At 70.2% G+C, this 18,598-nt stretch carries 17 protein-coding genes; 6 read left to right on the forward strand and 11 right to left on the reverse strand.

What is annotated here, in order from left to right; genetic code table 11:
• Positions 1-15: 15 nt before the first annotated feature.
• The 3 genes from L3Q65_RS18830 to L3Q65_RS18840 form a co-directional block, all read right to left on the reverse strand.
• Positions 16-882: a manganese catalase family protein gene (locus tag L3Q65_RS18830; RefSeq protein WP_237600428.1), complete on the reverse strand. Its 867-nt coding sequence runs from the start codon at positions 880-882 to the stop codon at positions 16-18.
• Positions 883-971: 89 nt separating this feature from the next.
• Complete coding sequence (locus L3Q65_RS18835) at positions 972-2,459, reverse strand: FAD-dependent oxidoreductase (RefSeq protein ID WP_237600429.1); 1,488 nt, start codon at positions 2,457-2,459, stop codon at positions 972-974.
• A complete protein-coding gene (locus L3Q65_RS18840) occupies positions 2,459-2,893 on the reverse strand; it encodes a DUF4383 domain-containing protein (RefSeq protein WP_182893124.1) in 435 nt (144 codons plus the stop codon). Before L3Q65_RS18840 ends, L3Q65_RS18835 begins: the two co-directional genes overlap by 1 nt.
• Before the next feature lie 187 nt (positions 2,894-3,080).
• Here L3Q65_RS18840 and L3Q65_RS18845 point away from each other — a divergent pair, with 187 nt between their 5' ends.
• A complete protein-coding gene (locus L3Q65_RS18845) occupies positions 3,081-4,097 on the forward strand; it encodes a DNA topoisomerase IB (protein WP_182893125.1) in 1,017 nt (338 codons plus the stop codon).
• A 183-nt stretch (positions 4,098-4,280) separates the two neighbouring features.
• Positions 4,281-5,096, forward strand: coding sequence for an NAD(P)-dependent oxidoreductase (locus L3Q65_RS18850; RefSeq protein ID WP_237600430.1), 816 nt, complete (start codon positions 4,281-4,283; stop codon positions 5,094-5,096).
• Here L3Q65_RS18850 and L3Q65_RS18855 read toward each other — a convergent pair.
• A complete protein-coding gene (locus L3Q65_RS18855; RefSeq protein WP_237600431.1) occupies positions 5,045-5,563 on the reverse strand; it encodes a MarR family winged helix-turn-helix transcriptional regulator in 519 nt (172 codons plus the stop codon). The two genes, L3Q65_RS18850 and L3Q65_RS18855, sit on opposite strands and share 52 nt — an antisense overlap.
• A 177-nt stretch (positions 5,564-5,740) precedes the next feature.
• On the opposite strand from L3Q65_RS18855, the gene L3Q65_RS18860 reads away from it, so the two are divergent.
• Complete coding sequence (locus L3Q65_RS18860) at positions 5,741-6,532, forward strand: IclR family transcriptional regulator (RefSeq protein ID WP_182893128.1); 792 nt, start codon at positions 5,741-5,743, stop codon at positions 6,530-6,532.
• A 19-nt stretch (positions 6,533-6,551) separates the two neighbouring features.
• Here L3Q65_RS18860 and L3Q65_RS18865 read toward each other — a convergent pair whose 3' ends face one another.
• A complete protein-coding gene (locus L3Q65_RS18865) occupies positions 6,552-9,416 on the reverse strand; it encodes an FAD-binding and (Fe-S)-binding domain-containing protein (protein WP_237600432.1) in 2,865 nt (954 codons plus the stop codon).
• 129 nt (positions 9,417-9,545) lie between these two features.
• On the opposite strand from L3Q65_RS18865, the gene L3Q65_RS18870 reads away from it, so the two are divergent.
• Positions 9,546-10,811, forward strand: coding sequence for a hydroxyacid-oxoacid transhydrogenase (locus tag L3Q65_RS18870; RefSeq protein WP_182893477.1), 1,266 nt, complete (start codon positions 9,546-9,548; stop codon positions 10,809-10,811).
• Between the two features lie 16 nt (positions 10,812-10,827).
• Positions 10,828-12,162 carry an MFS transporter gene (locus L3Q65_RS18875; RefSeq protein WP_182893130.1) on the forward strand — a complete coding sequence of 445 codons (1,335 nt, stop codon included), beginning with the start codon at positions 10,828-10,830 and terminating at the stop codon, positions 12,160-12,162.
• A gap of 48 nt (positions 12,163-12,210) precedes the next feature.
• Here L3Q65_RS18875 and L3Q65_RS18880 read toward each other — a convergent pair whose 3' ends face one another.
• Complete coding sequence (locus L3Q65_RS18880) at positions 12,211-13,059, reverse strand: alpha/beta fold hydrolase (protein WP_237600433.1); 849 nt, start codon at positions 13,057-13,059, stop codon at positions 12,211-12,213.
• A 59-nt stretch (positions 13,060-13,118) separates the two neighbouring features.
• Here L3Q65_RS18880 and L3Q65_RS18885 point away from each other — a divergent pair, with 59 nt between their 5' ends.
• On the forward strand, positions 13,119-13,916 hold the full coding sequence (locus L3Q65_RS18885) for an AraC family transcriptional regulator (protein WP_237600434.1): 798 nt from the start codon (positions 13,119-13,121) through the stop codon (positions 13,914-13,916).
• Here the strand turns inward: L3Q65_RS18885 and L3Q65_RS18890 are convergent.
• The 5 genes from L3Q65_RS18890 to L3Q65_RS18910 form a co-directional block, all read right to left on the reverse strand.
• Positions 13,888-14,688 carry a SigB/SigF/SigG family RNA polymerase sigma factor gene (locus L3Q65_RS18890; protein WP_237600435.1) on the reverse strand — a complete coding sequence of 267 codons (801 nt, stop codon included), beginning with the start codon at positions 14,686-14,688 and terminating at the stop codon, positions 13,888-13,890. The genes L3Q65_RS18885 and L3Q65_RS18890 overlap by 29 nt on opposite strands.
• Before the next feature lie 224 nt (positions 14,689-14,912).
• Positions 14,913-15,341: a DUF6292 family protein gene (locus tag L3Q65_RS18895; protein WP_237600436.1), complete on the reverse strand. Its 429-nt coding sequence runs from the start codon at positions 15,339-15,341 to the stop codon at positions 14,913-14,915.
• A gap of 22 nt (positions 15,342-15,363) precedes the next feature.
• On the reverse strand, positions 15,364-15,858 hold the full coding sequence (locus L3Q65_RS18900) for a hypothetical protein (RefSeq protein ID WP_182893134.1): 495 nt from the start codon (positions 15,856-15,858) through the stop codon (positions 15,364-15,366).
• A 171-nt stretch (positions 15,859-16,029) separates the two neighbouring features.
• Positions 16,030-17,460, reverse strand: coding sequence for a CYTH and CHAD domain-containing protein (locus tag L3Q65_RS18905; RefSeq protein ID WP_182893135.1), 1,431 nt, complete (start codon positions 17,458-17,460; stop codon positions 16,030-16,032).
• A gap of 11 nt (positions 17,461-17,471) precedes the next feature.
• Entirely contained in the window at positions 17,472-18,596 is a 1,125-nt protein-coding gene (locus L3Q65_RS18910; protein ID WP_182893136.1) for an NADP-dependent malic enzyme, read from the reverse strand.
• Between the last annotated feature and the right edge of the window lie 2 nt (positions 18,597-18,598).

Consider the following 18,598-nt stretch of genomic DNA (forward strand, 5'->3'; position numbering starts at 1 on the left):
GGGTCCCGAACACCGTCACTTAGCCTTGTTCTTCACCTCTTTCGCCTTCCCCTTCAGCGAACCCACCGCGTTCTGCGTCGGCGAGTACGTCCCGTACAGCGCAGGATCCGGCTTCGGCGCCGTACCGGGGCCACCGAGCGGCTGGGGATCGGCGAGGTACTCGATGCCTTCCCCGCCGAAGCTCCAGCCCGCCTTCGCCCCGTCCGGGCCGTCCGACAGGTGCCACACCGTGTTGTTGTGGTCCTGGTTTTCCTCGTCGAACAACGCGGTCGGCGCGATGTCGCTTTCCAGGCCGTCGGCCTTGAGTTCCTCGATCGCGGCCAGCCATTGCTTCTGGTGCACGGTGTCGCGAGCGAGATTGAACTGCAGCATCGCCTTCACGCCGGGATCGTCGGTCATCCGGTACAGCCGCGCGGTCTGCAGCCTGCCCTGCGCCTCGGCCGCGGCGTTGGCGCGGAAGTCGGCGAGGAGATTGCCGGAGGCGACGATGTACTTGCCGTTCCACGGGGTGCCGTTCGAATCGGCGGGCAGCGCGCCGCCACCGGCCACGATCGCCTGCTCCGGGTCCATCCCGCCGATCGCCGCCGCCATCACCGGGTCCTTCACCGCTTCCGCGGTCGCGGTGGCCGGCGCGCCCTCCAGCAGCCGCGCGACCATCGTGGCGAGCATTTCGACGTGCCCGATCTCCTCGGTCGCGGCGTCCATGATCAAGTCCTTGTACTTGCCCTCGATGCGGCAGTTCCAGCCCTGGAACAGGTACTGCATGGTCACCGTCATCTCGCCGAACGCGCCCCCGATCAGCTCCTGGAGCCTGTGCGCGTACACCGGGTCCGGCTTCTCGGGCTTCGCCTCGAACTGCAGCAGCTTGGTGTGTCGGAACATCAGCGTCCTCTCCCGGGATCCGAGCCGGGCGCCATACCCGGCAAGTCCGGCTGGAGTGCCCGCGATCGACCGGCCTACACACGGCGATTTCAGGGAGTCCGGCGGGGCAACGGCGCGGTGGCGGGCCCTTCGAGCACAGTGCCGTCGACGTCGAATCGCGAACCGTGGCACGGGCAATCCCAGCTGCGCTCGGCGGCGTTGAACCGCACGAAGCAGCCGAGATGCGTGCACCGCATGGACACCGCGTGCAGGGTGCCTTCTCGGTCTCGGTAAACGCCTTTGCGACCATGTCCGTCCGCCAGCACTTTCGCCTGGTCCACGGCGATGTCGTCGGTGCTCGTCGCGTCGGCTTGGGCGAGCCGGTCGCCGACGAAGTCCTTCGCCACCTTCGCGTTCTGCTGCACCAGTTTCGATGCCGACTTCAGCGAAACCCGTTGCGGAGAAAAGAGGTCCCGACGCGGATTGGCCGATCCGGTGATCCCGTCGGCTACCGCGGCCGCCGCCGCGGTCCCCATCGCCAAGCCCCATTTCGCGAACCCGGTCTCGACCCACAGCTTCCGTGCGCCCGGGAAGTACGGCCCGGCGATCGGGATGCTGTCGTAGGCCTTCGGATCCTGCGCCGACCACCGGTGCGTGACCTCGTCGACGTCGAAGTGGCGCGCCGCGAACTCGCCCAGTTCGGTGTACCGCGCGAAGTCGACCGGGTCGCCCGCCGGATGGCCTTGGCCGCCGAGGATCAGCCGGTCCTCGCAGGAGGCGAACGACCACAGCGGACTCCCGGCGCTGATCGCCAGCTCCCCCGGCGGCTTGCCGGATTTCAGTGTCGCGGCAACGCAATACGACCGTTGCACCTCCAGCCGGGGGAAGAACAGCCCGCGGTCGAGGATCGGGTAATGCGTCGCGATGACCACGTTTTCGGCGTCGAGCGCGCCGTCCTCGGTCGTGACGCGGTACGGCGGCGCCGCGCTGACCTGCCGCACCCGGCTTTCCTCGAATACCCGGCCGCCCTCGGCCTCGACGGCGTCGGCGAGCCCGCGCACGTAGTCGGCCGGATGGAGCGCGAGTTGCTCGGGCAGCCGCACCGCGCCGTGCACCGGGACCGGCAGGTCGAGCGTGTCCGTCCACTCGACCGGCAGACCGGCCTGGGTCGCGGCCTCGTACTCGGCTCGCACGGTGTCCGCCTCGTCGGCGTCCAGCGCGAACGTGGCGGCGGGCAGCCTGCGGAGCCCGCACTTGATGGGTTCGGCCAGCTCCGCCACCAATTCGACCCCGGCCAGCGCCGCCTCGGCGTAGGCCGTCGCGGTGGCCGCGTCGTGCTCGCGAAGGAGCGTTGAGTACACAGTGGACTGCAACGCGGTGACCTTCGCCGTGTTATTGCCGCTGGCTCCCTCCGCGACGCGCCCCGATTCGACGACGGCCACATTCACGCCCCGGCGCGCGAGCAGCAGTGCAGTGGTCATCCCGGCGACGCCACCGCCGACGACGGCGACTTCCGCCCGTTCCCGGCCGCGCAGGGACGACCGGCTGGTCGCCGACGCGGTCGCGAGCCACAGGGACTGGTCTGCGGTGGTGGTCATCAGAAGCTCCTCCGAGTGCCCATCGGGAGGACGCCGAGCACGATCATCACGACGGCCAGGCCGAGGTGCAGCCAGTTGTCGGCGGTGTTGACCGGGATGAAGTCGGCCGAGCTGCCGTGGTCGACGATCAGGCCGTACACCCACAGCGCCAGGTAGATCACCCCGCCGGCGACGAGGAAGTTCTTCGCCCCGGCCGGCGTGCGGGCGAGCGCGAGCCCCGCGACGCCGAAGGCCAGGTGCACGACGTTGTGCAGGATCGACACGCTGAACAGCCCGAGCAGCAGCGCGCCGGAATGGTGCCCGGCACCCGTGAGCTGGTCGTAATGCGTGGTGACGCCCGGGATGAAGCCGAGGATGCCGACGAGCAGGAACACCGCGCCCACACCGGCGGCGACGAGCTGGCGCGGCGTGCGCCGCGCAACGGCAGTAGTCATGACCGGAGCCCTCCCTGAATCGCCCGCACCGGGTCCGGCGCGGAGTTAGCCGGGTAACCGGTGCGGGATCGGGCAAACCTCCGCGCACGTCCCGGCCCCGGCTCGACGCCTGCCGCATCCGGTGGCGGGGCGGCCAACCGGCGTCCGGAATCCGGTTTGAAGCCCGCCGCCGCGGGCAACCGCGAGCATGCGATTGCGGCGGAGCGAGCTGTCCTCGCCAGGCATCAAGCGGCAGCGCCGGGGCCGCGGCTTCCGGTACCTCGCGCCGGACGGCTCCCCGGTGACCGACGCCGAGGTCCTCGAGCGCATCCGCGAGCTGGTGATCCCGCCCGCGTGGCGCCGGGTGTGGATCTGCCCGCATCCGACCGGGCACATCCAGGCCGTCGGGACCGACGACGCGGGCCGCCGCCAGTACCTGTACCACCCCGAGTGGCGGCGAGCGCGCGACGAGGAGAAACACGACCGGGTGCTCGCACTGGCCGGGGAGCTGCCGAACGTCCGCGCCGCCATCCGGGAGGATCTGCGCCGGCGCCGCCTCGACCGCCGCCGGGTCTCCGCCGCCGCGTTGCGGATGATCGACCGAGGCGTCTTCCGCAGCGGCGGCGAGGAGTACGCGGAAGCCAACGGCTCCCACGGCGCGACCACGCTGCTGCGCGAACACGTGAAAATCAGCGGCGACGAGCTGACCTTCTGCTACCCCGCCAAAAGCGGCCTCGTCCGGTCGCTGAGCATGCGCGACGGCGAACTCGCCGCCGTCCTCAAGTCGCTCCGCCGCTGCCGCACCGGCACCTCGCGCCTGTTCGTCTACCGCGCCGACGACGGCTGGCGCGAACTGCGCGCCAGCGACGTCAACGAGCGGTTCAAGGAACTGGCCGGCGAGGAATTCACGGTCAAGGACCTGCGCACCTGGCACGCGACGGTGCTCGCCGCGGTCTCCCTCGCCGCACGGGAGGCGCCGACGTCCCAGCGCGGCCTGGCGAGGGCCGAGACCGCCGCGATGAAGGAGGTCGCGGAGGAACTGGGCAACACGCCCGCCGTCGCCCGGCGTTCGTACGTCGACCCGCGGGTGCTGCGGGAATTCGAGCGGCGCGGCACGATCCACCGCTCGGTGCGCAAAGCCGACGCTGACGGGCTCGCGGAGGAGCAACTGCGGGAGCGGATCGAGAAGGCAGTGATCCGGCTGTTGCGGCGGGCCTCCCAGTAGGTCTGCGGCAGTCGAGGAACTCCTGCTCCCCCGACGCGGCCAGGCGGCGGTCTTCGGCGCACTCGACCGTCCGACGCGAGGATTTGCCTCTTAAATCATACGCACTACTAATGGTATGTTGCGCTCATGACCGCCCTCCTGGCGGCAGGCTGACCACGTTCGCCCACCCGAAAGGACCCGGCCATGACTCTCGCCGGAAAGACCGTCCTGATGTCCGGCGGCAGCCGCGGCATCGGCCTGGCCATCGCGACCCGCGCGGCGCGGGACGGGGCGAACGTCGTCCTGCTGGCGAAGACCGCGGAACCGCATCCGAAGCTGGAAGGCACCGTCTACACCGCCGCGAAGGAGATCGAGACCGCCGGCGGCCAGGCACTGCCGATCGTCGGCGACGTGCGGTCCGAAGACGACGTGCTCGCCGCGGCCGAAGCGGCGGCGGCGCGGTTCGGCGGCATCGACATCGTCGTGAACAACGCCAGCGCGCTCGACCGGTCCGGCACCGAAGAGCTGTCGATGAAGCGCTACGACCTCATGCAGGACATCAACACCCGAGGCACGTTCCTGCTCAGCAAGGCGGCGATCCCGCAGCTGCGCAAGGCAGCGAATCCGCACATCCTGACGCTGTCGCCGCCGCTGAACCTCTCCCCCGCGTGGATCGGCGCGCACCTGGGCTACACGCTCTCCAAATACGGCATGAGCCTGTGCACCGTGGGTCTCGCGGAGGAACTGAAAGCGGACGGAATCGCCGCGAATTCGCTGTGGCCGCGCACCCTCATCGACACCGCGGCAGTGCGCAACATCATCGGCGGCGCGAGCCAGGCGCGCACCCCGGAGATCATCGCCGACGCCGCGCACGCGATCCTCACCCGGCCCTCCCGCGAATGCACCGGGAACCTCTTCATCGACGACGAGGTGCTCGCCGCCGAAGGCGTGACGGACCTCTCCGGTTATCAGCGCGGCGAAGGCGAACTGGCGCTGGACATTTTCGTCGGCCCGGCCTGATCCCGCATCCGGTCGAACTCCCCGGGCAGGGTGGCGCCCTCGTTCATCTTGGCCAGCAGTTTGTGCAGGGACTCGTGGGAGCGCTGCGGAAGGTCGCTGAGCACGTGCCGGTCGAGATCGGCCAGCAGTTCGTTCGCCTTGCGCAGCGTTTTCCGCCCCGCGTCGCTGAGGTCGACGACGTAACGCCGCCGGTCTTCGGGGTCGCGGGCGCGCGCGGCGAGCCCGAGGGTCTCAAGGTCGTCCAGGCTGCTGACCATGGTCGCCGGGTCGATCCGCAGGTAGGCGCCCAGCGACAGCTGCGACATCGGGCCGTTGTCGGCCAGCGCCTGGAGGACGCTGTAGTGCCGCACCCGCAGGCCCAGCTCGTGCAGCCGGTCCTCGGCGAGCCGGAACACGACCTGGCCGAGCTTGACCAGGAGACAGCTCGTGTGCTCGCCGATCCCGCCCGGCACCAGCGGACCTGACATCGTTTCCCCTGCCCATCGTTAGCGGACCGTACGAATCCCGATGATACCGGCCGGGGCGGGAGAAGGGCCGCTTGCCGAAGAGGCGGCCGCTCCCCCGGATCGGGGTGCACCGCACCGCCGCGGGCCCGGCACGCGTTAACCTGGCCTCAACCGACAGCGCGAGAACACGGAACCCAGGTGAACCAGACCGGAGCACAGCCACCAGCCGGAACCCAGGCCATCCGCCGGGCGCTCGGCATCCTGCGGCTGCTCATGGACGAGGACGGGGAGCTCACGCTGTCCGCGATCGCCCGCAAACTGGACCTCACGCCGGGCACGACGCACCGGGTGGTGCGCGCGCTGAGCGCCGACGGGCTCGTCGCGCACAACCCCCGCACCGACAGCTACCACCTGGGCCCCGGCTCGATCCTGCTCGGCCAGGCCGCCCAGCGCGTGCACGGCCTTCAGCTCGCGCTGCCGGTCATCCAGCGGATCAACGCGGACACCGGGGAATCGGTCAACATCACGATCCGCGAGGGCAACGAGTCGGTCGTCCTGCTGCGCGCGCAGTCGACGCTCCCGTTGCGGTTCGAGCAGCATCCTGGCGCGCGTTTCCCGTTGTACGCCACGGCTTCCGGCAAGGCGATGCTCGCCAATTCCCTTGATGCGGAGTCCTATCTCGCGAGTCTGCCGGAGCAGTTGCCCGCGCTGACGCCGCACACCCTCGCGACCCGCGACGCCCTCGCGGTGGAGCTGGCCGAGACGCGCGATCGCGGGTACAGCATCGACAACGAGGAAAACGTCGCCGGTGTGCGGTGCGTCGGCGCGGGCGTGCTGGACGACCGGGGGCTGGCCCGGGCGGCGGTGGTGATTCAGGTGCCGACCGTGCGACTGCCCGAGGATCGGGTTGCCGAGCTGGGTGCGCTCGCGATCGATGCCGCCAAGGAGATCGCCCCGTTCCTTCCGCCGGACCGGCTCACTCGCTACTGACGTCAAGCCGGACCACACCTCAGCCGCCACTGACTCCCATGGCGCGAGCGGTGAGCGAAGCGAGGTGCGCGGGCTGGTGCTCGGACAGCTGCCGAATCTGCGTCCGGCAGCTGAATCCGTCCGCGTGCACCACCGTCCCCTCCGGCGCCGCGCGCAGGGCGGGCATCAGCTGGTGCTCCGCGACAGCGACGGAAACGTCGTAGTGCCCCCGCTGGAAGCCGAAATTCCCCGCCAGACCGCAGCAGCCCTCGCGCAACACCTGCGAATGCTCAGACAACCGCCCGAGCAGCTGCGAGTCGGCGTCGTAGCCGAGGTCCGCGTGCTGGTGACAATGCACCTGAGTGAGCACCGGAGCCGCGGACTTCGTCAACGCGGGAAGCTCGCTCTCCCCGACATGCTCCGCGAACGTCCGGACATTGCGCTTCAGCAATGCAGTCCGCGAATCCTCCGGCAGCAGCTCCGACCCGTCCTCCCGCAGGGTCGCGGTACAACTCGGCTCCAGCCCGATCACCGGAATTCCCTGCCGCAGCCACGGGTCCAGCGCGTCCAAAGACCGGCGCAGCACCCGGCGCGCCGCGCCTAGCTGGCCGGTGCTGTGCCAGGTCAGTCCACAACAGACAGTCCGCTCGGGGATGACCACCTCGTGGCCAAGGGCTTCCAGCACCGCGACCGCGTCCCGGCCGACCTGGGGGTCGAAGAAGTTCGTGAAGGTGTCCGGCCACAGCACGACCTTCGACGAGGAACTCGCCCGCTCCCGGCGGCGGAACCACGAAGCGAACGTCGGCGACGCGAGCCGCGGCAATTCGCGTTCGGCGGCGATCCCGCCCAGGCGGTTCAGGACCGGCCGGAGCGGACCGCCGGCCGCGGCGTTGATCGCGCGGGCGAAGGGCGCGCCCAGCCGGAGCCAGCGCGGCAGCGCGCCCATCGTGTAGTGCGACATCGGGCGCATCCGCCGCTCGTAATGGCGGCTGAGGAATTCGGTCCGGTAGGAGGCCATGTCGACGCCGACCGGGCAGTCCGATTTGCACGCCTTGCAGCCGAGGCACAGATCCAGCGCGTCGCGGACTTCGGGCGAACGCCAGCCGTCCTCGATGACGTCGCCGGCCAGCATTTCGAACAGCAGGCGAGCCCGGCCGCGGGTCGAGTGTTCCTCCTTGCCGGTCGCGCGGTAGCTCGGGCACATCATCCCGCCGGACGCGGACACGCACTTGCCCACGCCCACGCATCGCCGGGACGCCGCGGCCAGGTCGCCGTCGTCGGCGTGCAGGGCGAGCCGGGCCCGGGTCGGCAGGATCGGCGGGGCGATGACCGTGCGCAGGTCGGCGTCCAGCGGCGCGGGATCGACGACCCGGCCGGGGTTCATGCCGTTCGACGGGTCGAAGGCGGCTTTGTAATCGGCGAAGGCCTGCATGAGCCTCGGCGGGAACATCAGCGGCAGGAGTTCGGCTCGCGCTTGGCCGTCGCCGTGTTCGCCGGACAGCGAGCCGCCGTGGGACACGACGAGTTCCGCGGCCTCGACCATGAACGATCGATACGCTTCCTTCGCTTCCGGCGCGGCCATCGGGAAGTCGATCCGCACGTGGAGACAGCCGTCGCCGAAGTGGCCGTAGACCACGCCTTTCCGGCCGTGCTTGTCCAGCAGCAGGTCGAATTCGCGCAGGTACGCGCCGAGCCGGTCCGGCGGGACCGCGGAGTCTTCCCAGCCGGACCACGCCTCGGAGCCGTCGGCCAGCCGAGTCGCGAGGCCCGCGCCTTCTTCCCGGATCCGCCAGAGTTTCCGCTGGGCGACGGGATCTTGCACGACGAGCGAAGTGGCGCCGACCTGCGGGGCGCGGGCAGCGACTCGTTGGGCGACGGCGAAAGCCTCGGCCGCGTTGTCGCCGCCGGTTTCCAGGTACAGCCACGCCGTTCCGTCCGGCAGCGTGCTGCGGTCGCCGGGTTTCCGGGCGTCGAGAGCGGCGACCAAACCGGCCTCGATGCCTTCCATGGTCAGCACCGGGAGGTCGAGCAGGGCGGGAACCGCGTCGGCGGCGGCGATGCTGTTCTCGAAACCCAGCACGGCGAGGGCGCGCATAGCCGGGATCGGGGCCAGGCTGACGACCGCGCTCAGCATGGTCGCGCAGGTCCCCTCGGAGCCGACCAGGGCCTTGGCGACGTCGAAACCGTTCTCCGGCAACAGGTATTCGAGGTTGTATCCGGAAACCCGCCGCGGCAGTTTCGGGTAGCCGAGGCGGATGTCGGCCAGGTATTCGTCGCGCAGGTCCCGCAGGCGGCGGTACAGCTCGCCGACGGAATCCTCGCGGGCGCAGAACTCCTCCAGCTCAGCCGGTGAAGTCGGGCCGACCTCGAGCCGGGTTCCGTCGAGCAGGGCGATTTCCAGCGCGCGGACGTTGTCGACCGTCTTGCCCCACGCCACGGAATGCGAACCGCAGGCGTTGTTGCCGATCATGCCGCCGATCGTGCAGCGGCTGTGCGTCGAGGGGTCCGGGCCGAAGGTGAGCCCGTGCTCGGCGGCCCGTTCGCGCAGCCGGTCCAGCACGAGGCCGGGTTCGACGCGCGCGGTGCGGGCGGCGGGGTCGATGTCCAGCACGCGGTTGAGATGCCGGGTGAAGTCCAGGATGACCGCGCGGTTCGCGGCCTGCCCGCCGATGCTGGTCGCCGCGCCGCGCGGGAGGACGGGCGCGCCGTGGTCCGCGCACACCTTCAGCGCCGCCACCACGTCGTCCGCGCTGCGCGGCCGCACCACGAGCAGCGGGACGTGCCGGTAGTTCGACGCGTCGGTGGAGTGGGTGGCGAGCGTGGCCGGGTCGCCGGCGACTTCGCCGGACACCGCCCGCGCGAGTGCTTCCTGCAGTGCCGAATGCGAACGGGCTCGGGCCGGCATGGGCGTCTCCTGGGAAATCGGGGGTTCACAGCGCCGCGGTCGCCGGGCTACCGTGAAGGCTCGCCACATAGTGGATATAGCTTCCACATGTTGTCAACATCGACGTGAGGAGTGGTCTCCTTGACCGACATGCCCCGCAACGAAAGCGTCTTCACCTGGGCGGCGCCCCCGTTGAAGTTCGGCGCCGGCGCGCTCGACGAACTGGGCGCGGAGGTGGCCGCGCGGCAGGCCAAGTCGTGCCTGATCCTCACCGACCCCGGCGTCCGCGGCACCGGCATCCCGGACCGGGCGCTCGACTCGATCCGCGCGGCCGGGGTGAAGAGCGAGATCTTCGACGGCGTCGGCGTCGAACCGACCGACGCGAGCATCGACGAGGCCGTCGCCTACGCCCGCCAGCAGGAATGGGACTGCTTCGTCGCGATCGGCGGCGGTTCGGCGATCGACACCGCCAAGGCGGTCAACCTGCTGACCACCCACCCCGGCGAACTGCTCGACTTCGTGACTCCGCCGATCGGCGCGGGCAAGGCCCCGTGGCTGCCGCTGAAGCCGCTGATCGCCGTGCCGACCACCGCGGGAACCGGGTCCGAATCGACCACGATCTGCGTCGTCGACCTGCTCGGCCTCCACCTCAAGGCCGGAGTGAGCCACCCGTCGCTGCGCCCGTCGCTGGCGGTCGTCGACCCGCGCACGACGATCAGCCTCCCGTCGGCGGTGACCGCGGCCAGCGGCATGGACGTCCTGTCGCACGCGCTGGAGAGCTACACCAGCGTCGCGTTCGACGCGAAGCCCGCGCCGGAAGACCCGATGAAGCGGCCGGCGTTCTGCGGCTCCAACCCGATCAGCGACGTCTGGTGCGAGATGGCGCTGACGTTGGTGGGCAAGCATTTGCGCGCCGCTGTCCTCAATGGACGCGACCTGACCGCGCGCACCCAGATGGCGCTCGCGTCGACCTACGCCGGGACCGGTTTCGGCAACGCCGGCACGCACCTGCCGCACGCGAACGCGTACCCGATCGCCGGTGCGGTGAAGCAGTACCGCGCCGAGGGCTACCCGGAGATGCCGATGGTCCCGCACGGCCAGGCCGTGTCCGCGACCGCCGCCGAGGTGTTCCGCTGGACCTATCCCGCGGCGCCCGAACGGCATCTGCACGCCGCGCACCTGCTGTCCGGCGGCCAGACCTTCACCGCCGCCGACGGCGCCGACGCGCTCCCCCACGTGCTCACGGAGCTGATGGCCGACATCCAGATGCCGAAGGGGCTGCACGCGTTCGGGTACGGCGACGAGGACATCGACACCCTCGTCGACGGCACCCTCAAGCAGACCCGCCAGCTGGCTGTCGTGCCCCGTCCGGTCACCCGGACCGCGCTCGAAGACATCTTCCGCCGCTCGCTCTGACCACCGGGAGTTATCAATGGCGACAACTCCGGAGAAGAGCACCGACGTCCGCCTGGTCGTCGCGTCCAGCGTGTTCGGCACGACCGTCGAGTGGTACGACTTCTTCCTCTACGGCACCGCCGCGGGCCTCGTCTTCAACAAACTGTATTTCCCCGGCTCCGATCCCCTGGTCGGCACCGTGCTGGCCTTCGCGACCTTCGCGCTCGGCTTCCTCGCCCGCCCGATCGGCGGGTTCGTCTTCGGCCACCTCGGCGACCGGGTGGGGCGCAAGAAGATCCTCGTGGCGACCATGCTCATCATGGGCACCGCGACCTGTCTCATCGGGCTGCTGCCCGACTACCGGATGATCGGCCCGGCCGCCCCGATCATCCTGGTCGTCCTCCGGCTGGCCCAAGGCGTCGCCGTCGGCGGCGAATGGGGCGGCGCGGTGCTGATGGCCACCGAGTACGCCCCGGCCGGGAAACGCGGTCTCTACGGCAGTTTCCCGCAGATCGGGCTGGCCATCGGGCTCACCCTGGGCACCGGCGTGCTGGCGCTGCTGAACGCGGTCACCAGCGACGAGGCGTTCCTGTTGTGGGGCTGGCGGATCGGCTTCCTGCTGTCCGCCGTGCTGGTGGTGGCGGGCCTGCTGATCCGGGTCAAGGTGATGGAAACCCCGGCCTTCCGCACCATGGCGGCCGAGGAGGGCACCGCGACCGTGCCCGCCGTCGAACTGGTCCGCGACCGGCTCTCCCGGCGGCATCTGCTGCTCGGCATGGGCAGCCGGTTCACCGAGGGCGTGGCGTTCAACGCGTGGGCGGTCTTCGTGATCTCCTACGGCAGCGGGACGCTCAAGCTGGACCGGCAGCCGCTGCTGGTCGGCGTGATGATCGCGGCCGCGGTGATGGTGGTGTTCATCCCGGTGTTCGGCAGAGTGTCCGACCGGCTGGGCAGGCGGCGGACCTTCACGACCGGAGCCGTGACGACCCTGGTGCTGGCGATCCCGGCGCTGGCGGCCCTGCACAGCGGCAATCCGGTGCTGATCACGCTCTCGCTGATCGCGGTGCTGGGCATCAGCTACCCGGTGATGTACGGCCCGCAGGCGGCGTTCTACGCCGAGCTGTTCCCGATTTCGCGGCGATGCACCGGGATTTCGGTCGTCTACCAGCTTTCCGGCGTCGTGGCTTCGGGGCTTACCCCGCTGATCCTGGCGTATCTCGCCGGGAAGACCGGGACGACCGGCATCCTGGTCTACCTCGCGGCGACGACCGTGGTGAGCGTGGTCTGCACGCTGGCGATCCGGCAGAGCGACCTGTTCGAGGACGACGAGCGGGTTTCCGCGCCGGCCAAGGAGGTACCCCGGCTCACCTGAGCGGCGGGGGTCGTGAGCGGCGTTGCCGGTTCTGGCCGGCAACGCCGCTCACGACCCGATCGCCTCGATAACCCGCTCCCGATCTTGCGGCCGGAGGTAGAGGTAATGCCCCGCCTCCGCCAGAACCTCCACCTCCGCCTGCGGAACCAACCGCCGGAGATTCGCGGCTGCCGCCACGGGATCGTGGACGACGCTGCGCCCGCCGAACAACGCCAGCACCGGCGTCCGAATCCCGCGGAGGGCGTCGTCAGGCGGACAGTCTTGGAGCGGGATCCGCGCCCGGTAGGCACGGATCCCGGCGACGACCACCTGCGCGGCGGGCTGGTCGAACACGTCCTTTCCTGCGGACCAGGCAACGAAGCGCCGCCAATCGCGGTCGCGGTTCAGCACCATCGCCGCGAGAGCGCGTCGTTGCGTGGCGGCGGAGAACTTGGCGCTGACCGTCGTCGGGTCGAGCAGGCAGATCCCGGCGAGCCGATCCGGGGCGTGAATCGCCTGGTTGACCGCGTGCCAACCACCGGTCGAGCCGCCGACGAGGCGGACCTCGTCCAGTCCGAGCCCGGCCAGGACGTCGTCGAGACCGAGGGCGCGGTCGCGGATGCCGGCGAACGGCCTGGTCTGCACGCTGCGACCGGCCTCGCCGAGGGTGTCGAGGGCGTAGACCGGGCCGTCCAGCCCCGGGATGAGCGGCGCGTAACACACGGCGGTCGCCATCAGGCCCGGCAGGAGCACGAGCGGGCGCGCACCGGCGCCGAAGCGGTAGACGCGAGTGGTCCCGTGGCGGCACGCGACGTCGAGGACCTCATCGGGCTGAGGGCATTCCCGCAACGCCTTCTCGTAGACCGTGAAATAGCGTTGCTGCGCCTCGGGATTCTTGAACCGGCCGATCTTCTTCATGGCCAGGGACGCTATTTCGCGAACGCCCGGCCGGTCTTGGACGAAAGTAAGATGGCGGCATGGCAGAGTGGTCGCTCGTCGTCCCGCGCCGGGACATCACGGCCTCCCGAGGACTGCATGTCTTCGGAAGTCCCCGGGTCCCCGGCGTCCTGGACTACGCGGGCCACGACTTCCCGCCGTCCGCCGAACTGCCTTGGCGAGTAACGCCTTTGGGCGCGATCACCATGATCCTGGACTTCGCGGCGCCTGCTCGGACGCTGCCGTTGTCGCCGGTCTTGGGCTTGCGAGACCGGCCCCTGCTCGTCTCGCAAGCCGGACCCGCGAAAGGGATCACGGTCGCGCTGACTCCGCCCGCCGCGCACGCGTTGTTCGGAGTGCCGCTGCGCCTGCTGGCGAACGCGACCGTGTCCGCCACCGATCTCCTCGGCCGCGACGCCGTCCTGCTCGCCGAGCAACTCGCGTCCGCACCCGACTGGACCGCGCGCTTCGCCCTGCTCGACGGCTTCCTGCTCCCCCGCGTCCGGTCCGGCCCCGCCTTGGCCCGCCCGGTGCACGCCGCGTGGCACCGGCTTGCGTCCGCGCCAGTCCGGGTCGACGCGGTGGCCGCCGAGATCGGCTGGTCACGGCAGCATCTGACGGTCCGCTTCCGCGAACAGATCGGCCTCTCGCCCCGGACCGTCGGCCGGATCGCCCGCCTGCACCGCGCGGTGTCCCGGCTCCCGGCGGCGCGGTCCTGGGCCGAATTGGCACTCAACTGCGGATATGCCGATCAATCCCACCTGAACCGCGATTTTCGCAGCCTTACCGGATGCACACCTACGGAATACGTCAGCGAGTCGCAGTGGCAGCCTCGGTGAGCTGCTCCCGCAAGGTGCTCAGCGTCCGGGCCAGCAGCCGCGAAACCTGCATCTGCGACAGCCCGACCCGATCGGCGATCTGGCTCTGCGTCATGTTCGAGAAGAACCGCATGACGACGATCGCGCGCTCCCGCTCCGGCAGGCTCCGCAGCAGCGGCTTGAGCGTCTCCCGGTCCTCGAGCTTCTCGATTTCCGGGTCCTCGTCGCCGAGGGTGTCGGCCAGCGCGAGCGAGCCGGTCTCGTCGTGGGCCGGGTAGTCGATGGACGCGGCCTGGTAGGCGTTCCCGGCGTGCAGGGCTTCGGTCACCTCGTCCAGGTCGAGGTCGAGATGGTCGGCGAGTTCGCGCGCGGTGGGCGCGCGGCCGATGCGCTGGCCCAGGTCGGTGGCGGCCTGGCCGATCGTCACGTGGAGTTCCTTGAGCCGCCGCGGGACGCGGACCGACCAGGTGTGGTCGCGGAAGTAGCGGCGGACCTCGCCCATCACGGTCGGGACTGCGAAGGCGACGAAATCCGTCTGCCGCGCCGGATCGTAGCGGTCGACGGCGTTGATGAGGCCGATCCGCGCCACCTGCAAGAGGTCCTCGGACGGCTGGCCGCGCCGGGCGAAGCGGCGCGCGATGTGCTCGGCCAGCGGAAGGTGCTCCTCGATGAGGCGGCGGCGCAGCCGCGAGTGCTCGTCGGTGTCCTCGGCGAGGTGGCTGATCTCCTCGAACAGCACCGCGCAGTGGCGGTAGTCGTCGCGCCGGGTGCGGGTCATGGTCGCCGCGGTCATGTAAATCCTCCTGACAGCCGAAGGGAACGTGACTCGTGTAGTGCCATGGAGCGCATCGCGTTGCCGACGCTAATCATCCTTAGTGGACAGTGCCCGGCGTCGCAAGGCGAGCGCGCGGCGGATCCGCGTGCTGGCCGGGGCGACAGGCAGCCGGAGTGTCATGGCCGGGTGGTACCCGCCCGAGGACAGGATCAATCGGCCGGCCACCCGAATGGGGGCTCAAGTCACATCGCGCAGACGCAGCAGAGTGTCGAGTTCGGCGGAACTGCCGACGGAACGCAGGACGGGCGGCGCGAGCTGCCCGATGCGGTGATCGCCGCGCGCAATGCGGTGACGAACCGGAGGAGCTGCGCGGGCGGCGGAACGACGGTGGCGCCGCCGAAATAGCGGAGAACGATGAGATCTTCACCGGAATGCGTTTCGACCGCGGTCGACCATCCGTGGACCTCGTCCCACAGCAACGCGACATCCCGCCCGGGGCAACCCGGCAGATGACCGTCGAGAGCGACGTACGCCGACACCGGCGGGCCTGGGTCGAGAGCGCAGAACTCCGGACCGACCCCGAGCGCCCGCGCGACCTCGGCGAGATAGCCCCGCAGCGGGGCGAGGACGGCGTGCGGATTGCCGGGCGGGACGTGCGGCGTCGCGATCACGGGCGCCTTTCCGGCGGAAGGATCAGCTTCCGGGCCGCCAGCGCCCGCGCACCGAACGGCGGTCGGCGCGGCTGAGCACGCCCGAGGTGTCGCGCGTCCAGTGGCCGCCGCGGGAATCGGTGAAGGACAGGCCGGGCACGGCGGCCGCGGAGTACAGGTCGTCCACCGGCATGGCGTCCTCGCCGAACGGCAGTGCCCGGACGGCAGTGGCGCCGGGCGGGATGATCGCGAACCGCGCACAGTGCGGCTCCTCCTCGTCCGGGCGGCTGACCTCCAGCGAACAGTCGAACACCGGTGCGTCGCCGCTGTTGTGCGCGCAGACGACGTAGTCCTCGTCCCGGTCGTGCCGGGCGCCCTCGTCGAGCCACGCGGAGACCGACTGCGCCTGCTGCTCCTGCCGGACTTCCGCCTGGTCTTTCCGGTTGAGCAGCATGATCCACACATACGAGGCGAACCCCAGCAGCGAGCCCGCGCTCCCGATCGCCGACACCCACGTCGCGGCAAGTTGTGATCCCATTTCCGGCGGGGTTCCCCGATCCGGCCGCGGCCAAACCCGGCCCGGCAGAGGTTTAGACCTCCGCCGGCCGGGGCAGCAATAACCCGCCCCCGGACTTTCGTTGCCGCGGGGACGCCGGCGATGCCGAGACATCGCCGGCTTTTCTGCTGTCCACAGTGGACTTCCGGGGGCTCAGACCTTCAGCCAGGACGGTCGAGCGCCCTTGCGCAGCGTGCGCCACTCGTCGGCGAACCTGCCCTGGAGCATCTTCGCCGCAGCCTCGTCCCGGCCGTAGAGAAGACCGAAGGTGAACGTGTTCTGGTTCTCGCTGAAACCGTCGATCGCGAAATGCCGCAGCGCCGCACGGTCGACGACGCTGTCCTGATGCTTGCCCAGTGTCTGCTGCACCGCCTTCACGTGCTTGCGCCACGCGCGCAGCTTCTTGCCGAACGCTGGCCGGACGGCGTCGGCGGCATAACGTGCGCGCTTGGCCTTCTTCCGGACGTTGTGCAGTGCCTTCTCCAGTTCAACGCCACTGAGCCCTTCCGTCGCCGCAGTGGCCCGGCAGAGTTTGCGCGCGGTCTTGCGCAGGGGTTTGCGCAGCGCTTTCTTGCCTGCCGGACGCATCGTGTCGAGAAGGGCGGCGATCGACCGCAACAGGGCCGCGTATCGGTTGCTGGACAACGCTTCCGTCGCGCGGGCCAATTCAGTGCGGGAGGTGCGGGCGAAGTCGCGGGTCAGGTATTGGCGCAGGGGACCGAAAACCAGCTCCGGCGAGACCTCGTCGAGGCAGGCTTCGAGGCGCGCTTGGCTGACCTCGGCGTCCCGCGCGGGGGCGAGTTCGGCGCCCAGCCACTTCAGCTCCGCCGTGACCGCATCGGCTTTCTTCCGGCCCACCAGAGACGCGAACGTCTGGAGCGCGCTCCGCAGCTTCCGCGCCGCGACCCGGAGCTGGTGCACTGAATCGTCTTCCCCGACGCGGAAACCCAAGTCAGCGCGACGCAATCGCTCGAATTGCGCGCGCAGATACGCAGGCAGCACCTCGTTCGAGCCCCGCTTGTTTTCGGCGGCGTCTCCCATCAGCCGCTGCAGTTTCGACGGCCACCAAGCGTTCTCCGCCCCGCGCTTGCGCAAGGTGCGGTCAAGGCGGTCGAGCAGCTCAGGTCCCGCCTCGACGTCCAGTTCGCGCCACCGGTCCAGCCGCACCGCCGGTCCCCCAAGGAATTCTCCGGTGACGTGGTCGTCCGCGAGCGTCGCCAGCGTTCGGCCGGACGCGTCGGTCAGGCGGTGCGTGAACCGGTCGGTCCGCAGCTGCGCGACGGGGCGCAGCTTGCGGTCCAATGTGTATGCACGGAGCAGCGTTGCGATTTGAGCGGGCGCCTTCGGGCTGTCACCGAGCGGAAATCGCAGCTCCTGGCTGGGCAATTTCAGGGACCACCCGGTGCCGCTGTTTCTTCGCAGCGCGATCCCGGCTCTGGTCAGCCGGAAATCCTTGGTGTCGTAGTAAACGGTCTCGAGCGTCCGCTCGGCCGGAGCTTCCTGTGTGACTCCCTCGCCCGCCAGCCGCGGCACGCGGGCTTTCAAGCTCAGCTCGTACTTGCGGCCGGACTCTGCGCTTCGCATTCCCCGCTCCTTCAGTCGTTTTCGGCGGCGCCGGCGACGCCTTCGGCGATCGCGGGCACCAGGCCCTCGTCGAAGACGCTCGGCACGATGTGTTCTCGGTCGAGGTCGTCGCCGACCGTCGCGGCCAGCGCGTGCGAGGCCGCGAGCAACATCCGTGCGGTCACCCTCGGAGCGCCGGAGTCGAGCAGCCCGCGGAACATCCCCGGGAAGACGAGGACGTTGTTGATCTGGTTGGGCAGGTCGCTGCGTCCGGTCGCGACGATCTCCGCGTGCTCGTGCGCGGCGTCCGGATCGACCTCCGGATCCGGGTTGGCCAGCGCGAACACGATCGCCCGGTCGGCCATCCGCGCCAGGTCGCCGCCCTTGAGCAGACCGCCGACGCTCACGCCGACGAAGACGTCCGCGTCGTGCAAGGCGTCTTGAATACTTCCCTGGACGGCGTCGCCGCGGTTGGTGTTCTCCGCCAGCCACTGCTTCTCGCCGGTCAGGTCGCGCTCGCCGTGCAGAGTGCCTTTGCTGTCGCAGACTACGATCCGCTCCGCGCTGAAGTCGGCCTTCAGCAGCAGCCGGGCGATCGCGGACCCAGCCGCGCCCGCACCGGAGATCACCACCGACGTGGCTGCCGGCGTGCGGTCGGTCAGCTTCAGCGCGTTGTGCAGAGCGGCCAGCACGGCTACCGCGGTGCCGTGCTGGTCGTCGTGAAAGACCGGCACGTCCAGCTCGTCGTGCAGCTGCCGCTCGACGGTGAAGCACCGAGGCGCGGCGATGTCCTCCAGGTTGATCGCGCCGAAGGACGTCGCGAGGTCCTTCGCGGTGCGCACCAGGTCTTCCGGCTCGCGGCTGACCGGGCAGATCGGCCAGGCGTCGACGTCGGCGAACCGCTTCAGCAACGCCGCTTTGCCCTCCATCACCGGCAGCGCGGCGGCCGGGCCCTGGTCGCCGAGCCCGAGCAGCGCGGAACCGTCGGAGACGATCGCGACGGAGTTGCCGCGCACGGTTTCCCGCGCCAGCACCGACGGATCCTCGGCGACGCGCTCGGCCAGCTCGGCGACGCCGGGCGTGTAGTGCTCGGCGAGGTCGTCGGCGTCGTCGAGCCGCACTCGGGTGGTGACTTGGATCTTTCCGCGACTGCTCATGC

Origin of the sequence: Amycolatopsis sp. FU40, from assembly GCF_021903635.1 — a bacterium.
Taxonomy (GTDB): domain Bacteria; phylum Actinomycetota; class Actinomycetes; order Mycobacteriales; family Pseudonocardiaceae; genus Amycolatopsis; species Amycolatopsis dendrobii.